Genomic DNA, 10269 nt, shown 5'->3' on the forward strand with positions numbered 1-10269 from the left:
CCCGTTAACCACGATGGCCGAACGCAGGCTTGAATCCGTGGGTAACCCGGCAGGACGCCGGGTTAGCCGCGCTGGGCCAAGGATGGCCCATCGCGGCGGCCCACGGATTCAAGCCGGAGTGAGGGCATGCCGAGCCCCAGCGAGGCACCGAGTGGTGGGGCGAAGACCTTTTGGTTACTTTTGGGGCGTTTGCCAAAAGTGACCCGCCGTAAGGGCGGAACCATAGGTAGCCGTTACCGCAGCAACGGATATGTACTCAACAACCCCCGCTACAACCGAGACTTGCGCAAAGGAAAAAGACTGTTAAGCGTATCAATCAAGCGCACCAGATAAATGGGCTTGCGAAACAAATCCAAAACCTGCAACCGCAGCATGTCACTCACATCATCCATCTCCGCATGCCCAGACATCACAATCACCGGCAAATGCTGACGATCCGTGTGCTCACGCAAGCGCTTGATCAACGATATCCCACTCTCCTCTGGCATACGCAGGTCAGTGATAACCAGGGCAATGTCAGGATTCAGCGTCAGTTCCTGCAATGCGTAAGTCACAGAGCTGGCGGTAAAACAAACGAAGCCCTCGTTCTCCAGCGACTCCGCCAGTTCTACGAGGGCATCTTCTTCGTCGTCCACCAACAGGATTTGTTGACGGAAAGGTACAGCTGCAGCATTCATGGGCACTACCTGATGTCACCACTCAAAACCATCTGAAATCAACAGCAGGCCGTCCCAAACTCACAACGCGGTGATCGCCGCCTGAATTCTGGCAAAGAAGGCCGTAATCTGAGGCCCCAGCGTCGTCCCGGCTGCCAGTATCACCAATGCTACAATCGCCACGAGAATGAGGTACTCAATCGCGGTCGCGCCCTCTTTGCGATGAAAAAGTAGCTGAAGTTGAACATGGAGTTTAATCAACAGTTCGAGGATCATCGTACTACTCCTATGGGCGACCAGACGCCCTAGCTCGGTGCTGCACAGTAATTGCCATGTGCCACCTGAGCATTGTCAACAAACCCCACCCTCACAACTGTAAGAACTGATTAATCACAAAGTAGTGGTCGTTTTGCTGGCGCCTGAATCCCTTGTTTTCAAGGCTATCGAGGCGCGCCACGAAGAAATCTTTCTGTCAGTAATGGCATTTTGTCCTAGCTGAACTACCTTCAAATAGCGAAATAGTTAGTCACTGTTCATAGCAGCCGAGTTGCGGAATTAGCCTGTTGGGATCGACGGATTTTGGTGCAACAGGAAAAGGAGAGCCGTCATGAACACGCGTCTCAGCATGGTACTTGCCGGTGTGCTCTTGGTCGGTGCGCTGTTTGCCGGTTATTGGGGGTTGGTGCTCAGCCGCGAACCTGCCCCGGCGCCGCCACCACCGCCCACCGCACCGGTAGAAAAAGCCGTCGCCGTGGTCGAGGACCAGACCCGCCAATCGGTGGTGGTACTGGCCCACGATGTACCGCCCTTTATTGCCCTGACCGCCGCAGACCTGAGCATCGAAAAACTGCGCACAGCGCCAGCGGGCAGTATGACCAGTGTTGACCAGGCCATCGGCCGCACACCATGGCGCGCCTTGCAGGCCGGCACCTGGCTCAACGATGAGAGTTTCAGCCCTGGTGGCCCACTGGCCCGCATGATCCGCCCCAACGAACGCGCCCTCGCGGTTGCCGTCGATGAAGTGATTGGCGCTGCCGGCCAACTGAGCCCTGGCGACTATGTGGACGTGTTGCTGTACCTGCGCCAGGACGTCGCCAACGTCGAACAATCCGCTCAAGTGGTGATCCCTGCCATGCGCCTGCTCAGTGTCGGCGATCAAATGGGCCTGACCAACGACGGCGTTCCCGCTTCACCACCAGCAATGACCGCCGAAGAAAAAGCCCAACGCCATGCCCCCTCTCGCACCGTGGTGCTGGCCGTGCCCGAACAACTGCTGAGCCAACTGATGCTGGCGACCCAGGCCGGCACCTTGCGCCTGGCGGTGCGCAGCGCCGATGAACGCTTGCTGAGCCACTACTGGGCCGGTGAGAGCGATGCACCGGGCAAGCTGCAAAGCGCTAACCGCGACCTCTACCAATTCACCCAGCTGGCCTTCGTCCAGGCGCCCAAAAAAGTCGCCCAGGGTGGCCCCGCGCGCCGCACCGGTGTTGAGGTAATACGCGGTAATCAAGCAACCCAACAAACACCCGACTGAACAAGGATGCTGTGCATGAACCGACGTTTCGCACCGGTGTTCACGCTGAAAATCGCCTGTGCCCTGATGCTGTCGAACTTGTCTGTGGGGCTCGTTGCAGCCGCCCCGGGCAACTGCGGCAGCCTGGGCCAATTACCCGCAGCACTCTCGGTGGGCGAGGGCCTGCAACAGGAGCTGCAATCCCCTGTCGCCATCACACGCCTGGCCATTGGCGACCCGAAAATTGCCGACGTACACCTCAATGGCGATCGCGGTTTCCTGCTCACCGGCGTGGCCTCCGGCACCACCAGCCTGATGGTCTGGACCGCCTGTTCGAACACGCCGCGCCAGAGCATGGTGTTCGTCAAAGGCAAGGCTACCTCGGCATTGACCAGCCTGTCGCTGTCGCCGTCGGAAGACCCGACGCTGCCCAGCCAGGTGCAAACCGACATCCGTTTCGTCGAAGTCAGCCGCTCCAAACTCAAGGAAGCCAGCACCAAGATCCTCGGCATCGGCAGCAACTTTTTCCTCGGCAGCCCAAAATTGCTCTCGCCTACCGTCGACACGTTCAAGCTGCCGGTGAGCACCACCAACTTCAATATCGGCTTTGGCGGCGGGCGGGTTTCTGCCCTGATCAATGCCCTGGAAAGCAGCGGTTTTGCCTACACCCTGGCACGCCCAAGCCTGGTGGCCATGAGCGGGCAAAGCGCGACGTTCCTGGCCGGCGGCGAAGTGCCGATCCCGGTGCCCAGCAGCGGCAGTAACAACATCTCGATCGAGTACAAAGAGTTCGGCATTCGCCTGACACTCACCCCGACCGTGATCGACCACAACCGCATTTCCCTCAAGGTAGCGCCGGAAGTCAGCGAGCTGGACTACACCAACGCCGTGGTCATCCAGAACATCCAGGTGCCGGCGCTGACCATCCGCCGCACCGACACCAGCGTGTCACTGGCCGACGGCGAAAGCTTCGTGATCAGCGGCCTGATCAGCAGCACCAACGTCACCAGCATCAGCAAGTTTCCAGGCCTGGGCGATATCCCGATTCTCGGTGCGTTCTTTCGCGATTCCTCGGTTAACCGCCAGGACAAAGAGCTGCTGATGATCGTCACCCCGCACTTGGTGCAGCCGCTGGCCGCCAACGCCCAACTGCCGTCCTTGCCCGGCGAGAAGCTGCGCAACTACGACCCGAACTGGTACCGCCTGTACTTCCTGGAAAACGGCAATTTCGACCGACTCAATGGGTTGTCTCAATGAGCGATAGCCTGAGCCAGACGTTTCTGGCAATCACGCGCAACACCACCGACCTGGAATGGCTGCAGGGCGCGCTGGCACCGCTTGGCCAAGTGGTCAGCGCCGGCAGCGGCACCCTCGACGAGTTGCTGGCGCTGGTGGACGTGACCTTCGCCAACCTGGTGTTTGTCGGCCTCGACCGCGAACACGTGGTGGCCCAAAGCGCGCTGATCGAAGGCGCGTTGGAGGCCAAGCCGATGCTTGCTATCGTCGCCCTCGGCGATGGCATGGACAACCAGCTTGTACTCAATGCCATGCGCGCCGGCGCCCGCGATTTTGTCGCCTATGGCTCACGCTCCAGCGAAGTCGCCGGGCTGGTACGTCGCCTGAGCAAACGCCTGCCGCCGGTGACCACCAACACCCAACTGGGTGGCCTGACCGTGCTCTACGGCACCCAGAGCAATGCCGACGGCGCATTGCTGACCAGCCACTTGGCGCTGGTGGTGCAAAAGAGCGGCCAGCAAACCCTGTTGCTAGACCTGGGCCTGCCGCGCGGTGACAGCCTGGCGTTGCTGGGGCTGGAAAGCTCGTTCAATTTCGGCGATGCCTTGCGCCACCTCAGGCGCCTGGACACCACCTTGATCAACAGCGCGTTTACCTGCGCCGAAGAGGGCCTGCGCATCCTTGCCTACGCCCCCAACGACGAGCCCCTGGCACAGACCAGCGCGGCCGAGCTTTACATGCTGCTCAGTGCCTTGCGCCAACACTTCCAGCACATCGTGGTGAACCTCGCCGGCCAGCCCGACAGCGAAGCGCTGCGCACCTTTGTCAGCCATTGCGACAAGCTGTTGTGGTGCACCGACCAGAGTGTGCTGGACTGCCGTCGCAACCTCGGCGTGCTGAACCAGTGGCGCGAAAAAGGCATGAAGCTGGAACACGCCAAGCTGCTGGTCGACCGCTACATCAAAGGTTGCGCGCCCGACGCCGAAGCCCTGGGCAAAAGCTATGGGCTGGAGGTGATCGCGGTGCTGCCGCTGAGCCCGGAGGTGCGCCTGAATGCCAAGAACCAAGGGCAAACCCTGTTCGCCCTGGCCCCACGCGAAACCCTGACCCACAACCTCAAAGCTTTGGGCGAGCGCCTGGCAAAGCGCTCCGAAGGCATGAAGCAACCCTCGCACACCTGGTTTGAACGCCTGCTGAGGGCTGGCAAATGAACGGTGAAAAACTCTTCGGCGCCCCCGCTCGCGGCCTCGGTGGCAACACTGACCACGACGGGCTCAAGCTGGTGCTGCATCGCTACATCATCGATGCCATCGAGGAGTCAGGCAAAAACTTGCTGGAGGGTTCACGCCCGCTGTTGGCGCAGTTTGTCATCGACAAAGTGGCTGAATACATCAACCGCATGCACCTGGCGATTTCCCGTTATGAGATGGAGCGCCTGGCCGAAGAGATCGTCGATGAACTGACCGGTTTCGGCCCGCTGGAAGTGCTGCTGCGCGACCCGTCAGTGACCGAAATCCTGGTCAACGGCCCGCACCGGGTGTTTATCGAACGTGACGGTTTGCTGCATCAAAGCGACCTGCGCTTTATCGATTCGCACCACGTTGAACGCGTGATGCAACGCATCCTCGCACCGCTGGGTCGGCGCCTGGATGAATCGTCGCCGATGGTCGACGCACGCCTGCCGGATGGCAGCCGGGTCAATGCGATCATCCCGCCGATTGCCCTGGACGGGCCGTGCCTGTCGATTCGTAAGTTTCGCAAGGACATGCTCAAAAGCAGCGACCTGGTGGCGATGCAGACCATCGACCAGAACATCTTTGACTTCTTCCAGGAAGCCGTGGGCAAGCGCTGCAATATCCTGATCAGCGGCGGTACCGGCACCGGTAAAACTACGCTGCTCAATATTCTCAGCCAACTGATCAACCCCCATGAACGCCTGGTCACCATCGAAGACGTGGCCGAGTTGCAATTGGGCCACCCCCACGTGGTGCGCCTGGAAACCCGCCCGCCGAATGCCGAGGGCCACGGCGAGGTCAAGGCCAGCGACCTGATTCGCAACGCCCTGCGGATGCGCCCCGACCGCATCATCCTTGGTGAGATCCGTGGCGTGGAAGTGCTTGATGTACTCACCGCCATGAACACCGGCCACGACGGTTCCATGAGTACCGTGCACGCCAACAACGCTGCCGATGCATTGCTGCGCCTGGAAACCCTGGTGGGCTTGACCGGCCGTGTGGTGGCGGAGAAAACCCTGCGGCAAATGATCTGCGCGGCGCTCGATGTGGTGATCCAGTTGACCCGTTTGCCGGACGGGCGTCGTTGCGTCAGCGAAGTGGTGGAGGTGGTGGGTATCCGCGAAGACGTGTACGTGACCAATACCCTGTTCCGCCATGACCGGCGCACTGGCTTCGGCTTCTTGCGCGAGGCGGTCAACCCTGCCGGCGATAAACTGCGCCGCGAACCGGCTTAGCCTTGAAAGGGACATGACCATGACCGGGGCCATCCTGCTACTTATCTGTTTGATCCTGATCGGCCTGTCGATCCGCTCCTTTCAGAACGGCCTGCGCCGTGCCCAGACCGAGCGGGTACTGAGCCGGCTCGCCGAGGGCCAGCCGCAGCTCACCGAAGAAGCCAACCAGTGGAGTGGCGTGGAGCGGATGTTTCTGCGCGCAGGCCTGGGCAAACCCACGGACAGCCTGGGCCTGTGGCTGGCGATCTGGGCCCTGGGCGTGGCGTTGGGGCTGCTGGTGGCCGGCTGGCTCGGCCTGCTGGTGATGCTGGTGCTGCCGCCGGTGCTGCTGCGCCTGTACATCGCCTGGCGCTACCAGCGGCGCATCAAGCGCATGATCGAACAGCTGCCGCAATTGCTCGACCACACCGTGCGCAGCCTCAAGGCCGGGCGCACCCTGGCCGACTCGGTGCTGGGCGGTATCGAGATCACCGAAGACCCGCTGCAACAGGCCATGGGCCGTATCCAGCGCAATGTGCAGTTGGGCGTAAGCCTGCCGGAGTCGACCCACGACTTTGCCGAGTTCTACGAGCGTGATGAGTTTCGCCTGTTTGCGCTGGGCTTGAAGATCAACCATCGCTATGGCGGCAATGCCAGCGAACTGTTGGAAAACCTGATCAAGATGATCCGCGAGCGCGAGCAGGCCGCCCGCCAGTTGCGCGCCCTGACCGGCGAAACCCGCGTGACCGCCTACGTGCTCGGCGCCCTGCCCATCTCGATGATCGGCTACTTCCTGGTGGTGAACCCGGCGTACCTGATGACCATGTGGAACGACGGCACCGGGCGCACGCTGTTGTTCGTGGCACTCGGCATGCAACTGCTGGGCTGCTTCACCTTGTGGCGCATGCTGCGGAGTGTATGAGATGGCTATCCCACTGCTGATCAGCGCCGTAATGCTCCTGGCCGCCCTGGCGCTGGTGCTGGCCAACCTGCTCAAACACCGGCGCGGCCAGCGCCTGGTCGCCCAGCGCTTGCAGGGCCAGATGGGCCGTGAACGCACGCTCAATACGTTGATGCGCCAATTGGGCAACAGCCCTATCGCGCAACGCTCGGTCAGTCTGGACAACGAAACCCAACTGCTGCTCAGCCGCGTCGGTTGGCGCCAGGCCAGCCAACGTTCCATGTTCGCCGCCCTGCAGGTCGGCACGCCGCTAGTGGCGCTGGGCGTGGTGCTGTTGGGCCAGGAGCTGCTGTTTCCTCACACGGCCTCGCCGTGGCTGGCGCCCGCAATCGGTATGGGCATCGGTTACCTGTTGCCCAAACGCATCCTGGCCTGGGCCGCCAAGGCGCGTCAGCAGCGCATTTCCCGTGAGGTCTCGACCTTCATTCCGCTGCTGCGCATCCTGTTCGAGTCCGGCATGGCGGTTGAACAAGCGCTGCGCGTGCTGAGCATTGAAGCGCAGCGCCTGCTGCCGGACCTGACTTATGAACTGCGCCTGATCCTGACGCGTGTCGACTCCGGCCTGGAGCTGAGCGAAGAGCTGGGCAAGACCGCGCGGATGCTGGCCGTGGATGAATTCACCGACACCTGCACCATCCTCCAGCAACTGGTCCAGCAAGGCGGCGGTGCAATGAAATCGCTGCTGGCGCTCAAACAATTGCTCGACGACCGCCGCCTTACGCGCATTCAGGAATTCGTGTCGAAGATGTCGGCAAAGATGTCGGTAGTGATGATGGTGTTCCTGTTTCCCGCCCTGCTGATCGTGCTCGGGGGGCCGGCGTTCATCGGCATCTCCCGGGCCTTGAGTAACTTATGAGGACCGCCCGATGAAAGCCTTGATAGCCGGTTTGAGCCTGTTGCTGCTCGGGGGGTGTGCCACCAACGGCCAAACGCCGTGGGCGGCCCTGACAGCGGGCGGCAGTTGCCCCAAACCTGGGTCGGACCAGGAACTGGCGCTGAACCTGGCCGATGAAATGGCCGGCGACGGCAAGCTGCACGCCAGCCTGGCGAACCTGCAGAGCCTGCCGGCCAACCTGCCCCAGGTGCGCCTGCGCCAGGCCAAGGCGTATCGCCTGCTCGGGCGTAGCGAGGCACAGCCGCTTTATCAAAGCCTGATCGGCACCTGCATGGCGGCTGAAGGCGAACACGGCCTGGGCCAGTTGGCCTCAGCCAAGGGCGACAACGGCCAAGCCATGGCGCACTTGCAACGCGCGGCCCGGTTGGCGCCGACGGATGAAAAAATCCGCAATGACCTGGGCGTGGTGTACCTCAACCAACTGCGCCTGGAAGACGCACGCTTCGAGTTCATGACTGCCATGGAGCTCAAGCAGAGCGACCCGCTGGCGGCGATCAATCTGGTGACCCTGATGATCTATCAGGACAACTGGAAGCAGGCCGCGCAGGTGGCCAGCCAAATGAACCTGAGCCCGGAACAAGTTACCGACGCCCAGGCCCGCGCCGAGAAACTCAAAGGCGCCAGCGTTCCCGTCGCCAAGGTCAAAGACCAGGTGGCTACCATGAGTGATACCGCAAGCACCCCGAGGAATTGATCATGAAAATGCTATATCTCACCAGCCTCGCCGTGCTGGCACTACCCCTCAGTGTCATGGCCATTGAGCCCGGCCCGTCATCGCCGCAGCAGGCGGTGACCGAAAGCTGGCTGACCTTGCAGTCCAGCGGGAAAGCGGCCTCAAGCACCCAGCAAAAAGCCTCAGCCGCCGAGCGTGACCTGGCGGCGCAACGCTTGCTGGAAAGCTACAAGCACCCGATTCCGGAGTACTTCGATCAGAAGGCGGGCGGGACAGCCCAGGGCGGTAGTTGATAGCAGGACGCGGAGCGTCCTGGGCGGCATTCCCACGCAGAGCGTGGGAACGATCATTCAGACACAAGCGGGCTTTCTGTGGCGAGCAAGCTTGCTTGCGCTGGGGTGAGAAGCGCCCCCAAAAAAGCCGGAGACTGCTGCGCAGTCAACGGGAGCAAGCTCCCTCGCCACAGCAAGCCCGCTCCCACTCAGTGGGCGGTGACTCGCTGGCGCATCGCCGAGTTGTTGGGCGACAACGCCAGCGCCAACTGCGTGCGGTTATGCATGTGCGTCAGGCGCAGCACCTGGGACACATACAGCTTCACGGTGTTCTCGGTAATGCCCAGCTCACAGGCAATCTGATAATTGGTCTGCCCCTTGCCCACCAGCCGCGCAACATCCAGCTGACGTGGCGACAGTTGGTTGAAGATCGCCGGAATCTCCACCGGCCCGGCCTCCTCGGCCGACGCCTCGTCATTCTCATGCCCTGGCGGGCTGCGGCGTGCTTTGTCGAGGTCCTGGTACAGGTCGTTGATGGACTCGGAAAGAAATTGCAGCTTCTGGTTCAAGTGCCCCAGTTGCAGCTCTTTCTTGCGCTCCTCCAACGCCGCTTCCTGGCGCTGCAAGCCTTCGAGCAGCTCATCGAGGTTGATTGGCTTCTGGTAGTAATCTGCGATCCCCGCACGCAGCGCCTTGATCACATCCTGCTTGTCCGCACGGCCGGTCAACATGATCGCCTCAAAGGCGCGCTGCTTGCCCGCAACCTTCTGCAGGGCCTGGACCAACTCGATGCCGTCCATGTCCGGCATATGCAGATCGCACAGCACCAGGCCAATCTCGGCGTCTTCGGTAAAACGCTTCAAGGCCTGCTGGCTGGATTCACACGGGACGCAGCGGAAACCGCTGCTTTCAAGAAATTCACAGAGCTCTTCCACGATCAGCGGTTGATCGTCGACCACGAGCACTTTTACTGCAGAGGTAAGCTTGTTCACGCGCTACTCCATGCATTGCAAGCCAAAAGTTTGACTAATCCTTCACCACGAATATTCCCGTACATCTACGTATTAAACGTAGACGTACTTTCCGACTATGTACATAGCGTTAATACCCTCAGACGATTAATGGATCCAAAACCAGGTGGCGGCGAACCCCACCAGTAAAAACGGCGCAAACGGCAGTTTTCTTGACGGGTCCGGCGCCAGATAACCCAGATGCTTTTTAACCCCTTGACTCATAAGCGGCCAAAGCTTTGGCGCTGCCAATAGCCACAGCAAATTGGCGATCGCGGCCCCCACAAATGAACCCAGCAAATAGTCGGCATTGGAGGCCAGCGCCAAGGCCGCGAGCAGCTTTACATCCCCCGCTCCAAGGCGGCCCAGGGCGTAACCGGGCAAGGTCAGCAGCAGCGCCAGGAAAAACGCCCACAGCCCCTGCCCGACGGAGGCGCCGAGCCAGGTGTTGCCCGTCCACACGAGGTAGATCAACGCCAACAACGCCGCGCCCAGCGTCAGGCGATTGGCAAGCAAGCGCTGGCGAACGTCCTGCACGGCACACAGCCCCAACCACAACAGCACCACTGCACTATGGATCACGTAAAAAACATCCCTTTTCGCC

At 61.2% G+C, this 10269-nt stretch carries 12 protein-coding genes; 8 read left to right on the forward strand and 4 right to left on the reverse strand.

The window, feature by feature from the left end:
* Positions 1–269 precede the first annotated feature (269 nt).
* Positions 270–677: a response regulator gene (locus tag HBO41_RS12305; protein ID WP_017136715.1), complete on the reverse strand. Its 408-nt coding sequence runs from the start codon at positions 675–677 to the stop codon at positions 270–272.
* Between the two features lie 60 nt (positions 678–737).
* Positions 738–932 carry a Flp family type IVb pilin gene (locus tag HBO41_RS12310; RefSeq protein ID WP_017136716.1) on the reverse strand — a complete coding sequence of 65 codons (195 nt, stop codon included), beginning with the start codon at positions 930–932 and terminating at the stop codon, positions 738–740.
* 331 nt (positions 933–1263) lie between these two features.
* Here HBO41_RS12310 and cpaB point away from each other — a divergent pair, with 331 nt between their 5' ends.
* From cpaB to HBO41_RS12350, 8 genes are read left to right on the forward strand one after another with little or no spacing between them, the layout of a single operon-like run.
* Positions 1264–2190 carry a Flp pilus assembly protein CpaB gene (gene cpaB / locus HBO41_RS12315; RefSeq protein ID WP_099488030.1) on the forward strand — a complete coding sequence of 309 codons (927 nt, stop codon included), beginning with the start codon at positions 1264–1266 and terminating at the stop codon, positions 2188–2190.
* Between the two features lie 15 nt (positions 2191–2205).
* Positions 2206–3426 (forward strand): type II and III secretion system protein family protein, encoded by a 1221-nt coding sequence (locus HBO41_RS12320; RefSeq protein ID WP_017136718.1) that lies wholly within the window; start codon positions 2206–2208, stop codon positions 3424–3426.
* On the forward strand, positions 3423–4616 hold the full coding sequence (locus tag HBO41_RS12325) for a pilus assembly protein (protein ID WP_169986463.1): 1194 nt from the start codon (positions 3423–3425) through the stop codon (positions 4614–4616). Before HBO41_RS12320 ends, HBO41_RS12325 begins: the two co-directional genes overlap by 4 nt.
* On the forward strand, positions 4613–5875 hold the full coding sequence (locus HBO41_RS12330; protein WP_017136720.1) for a CpaF family protein: 1263 nt from the start codon (positions 4613–4615) through the stop codon (positions 5873–5875). The genes HBO41_RS12325 and HBO41_RS12330 overlap by 4 nt, the downstream gene beginning before the upstream one ends.
* 19 nt (positions 5876–5894) lie before the next feature.
* On the forward strand, positions 5895–6776 hold the full coding sequence (locus tag HBO41_RS12335) for a type II secretion system F family protein (RefSeq protein ID WP_026013678.1): 882 nt from the start codon (positions 5895–5897) through the stop codon (positions 6774–6776).
* A gap of 1 nt (position 6777) precedes the next feature.
* A complete protein-coding gene (locus HBO41_RS12340; protein WP_017136722.1) occupies positions 6778–7671 on the forward strand; it encodes a type II secretion system F family protein in 894 nt (297 codons plus the stop codon).
* A gap of 10 nt (positions 7672–7681) precedes the next feature.
* Complete coding sequence (locus HBO41_RS12345; protein WP_169986465.1) at positions 7682–8404, forward strand: tetratricopeptide repeat protein; 723 nt, start codon at positions 7682–7684, stop codon at positions 8402–8404.
* Positions 8405–8406: 2 nt separating this feature from the next.
* Entirely contained in the window at positions 8407–8676 is a 270-nt protein-coding gene (locus tag HBO41_RS12350) for a DUF3613 domain-containing protein (protein ID WP_017136724.1), read from the forward strand.
* Between the two features lie 188 nt (positions 8677–8864).
* Here the strand turns inward: HBO41_RS12350 and HBO41_RS12355 are convergent, their stop codons facing one another.
* Together HBO41_RS12355 and HBO41_RS12360 are read right to left on the reverse strand one after the other, a co-directional pair.
* Positions 8865–9647: a response regulator transcription factor gene (locus HBO41_RS12355; protein ID WP_017136725.1), complete on the reverse strand. Its 783-nt coding sequence runs from the start codon at positions 9645–9647 to the stop codon at positions 8865–8867.
* A 126-nt stretch (positions 9648–9773) separates the two neighbouring features.
* A complete protein-coding gene (locus tag HBO41_RS12360; protein WP_138449923.1) occupies positions 9774–10247 on the reverse strand; it encodes a prepilin peptidase in 474 nt (157 codons plus the stop codon).
* Between the last annotated feature and the right edge of the window lie 22 nt (positions 10248–10269).

Source organism: Pseudomonas sp. WS 5146 (genome assembly GCF_012985495.1).
Classification (GTDB): Bacteria; Pseudomonadota; Gammaproteobacteria; order Pseudomonadales; family Pseudomonadaceae; genus Aquipseudomonas; species Aquipseudomonas edaphica.

Coding starts and splice junctions, on each gene's coding strand:
- HBO41_RS12305 (WP_017136715.1), bottom strand. CDS start 677: ATGAATGCTGCAGCTGTACCTTTCCGTCAACAAATCCTGTTGGTGGAC.
- HBO41_RS12310 (WP_017136716.1), bottom strand. CDS start 932: ATGATCCTCGAACTGTTGATTAAACTCCATGTTCAACTTCAGCTACTT.
- cpaB (WP_099488030.1), top strand. CDS start 1,264: ATGAACACGCGTCTCAGCATGGTACTTGCCGGTGTGCTCTTGGTCGGT.
- HBO41_RS12320 (WP_017136718.1), top strand. CDS start 2,206: ATGAACCGACGTTTCGCACCGGTGTTCACGCTGAAAATCGCCTGTGCC.
- HBO41_RS12325 (WP_169986463.1), top strand. CDS start 3,423: ATGAGCGATAGCCTGAGCCAGACGTTTCTGGCAATCACGCGCAACACC.
- HBO41_RS12330 (WP_017136720.1), top strand. CDS start 4,613: ATGAACGGTGAAAAACTCTTCGGCGCCCCCGCTCGCGGCCTCGGTGGC.
- HBO41_RS12335 (WP_026013678.1), top strand. CDS start 5,895: ATGACCGGGGCCATCCTGCTACTTATCTGTTTGATCCTGATCGGCCTG.
- HBO41_RS12340 (WP_017136722.1), top strand. CDS start 6,778: ATGGCTATCCCACTGCTGATCAGCGCCGTAATGCTCCTGGCCGCCCTG.
- HBO41_RS12345 (WP_169986465.1), top strand. CDS start 7,682: ATGAAAGCCTTGATAGCCGGTTTGAGCCTGTTGCTGCTCGGGGGGTGT.
- HBO41_RS12350 (WP_017136724.1), top strand. CDS start 8,407: ATGAAAATGCTATATCTCACCAGCCTCGCCGTGCTGGCACTACCCCTC.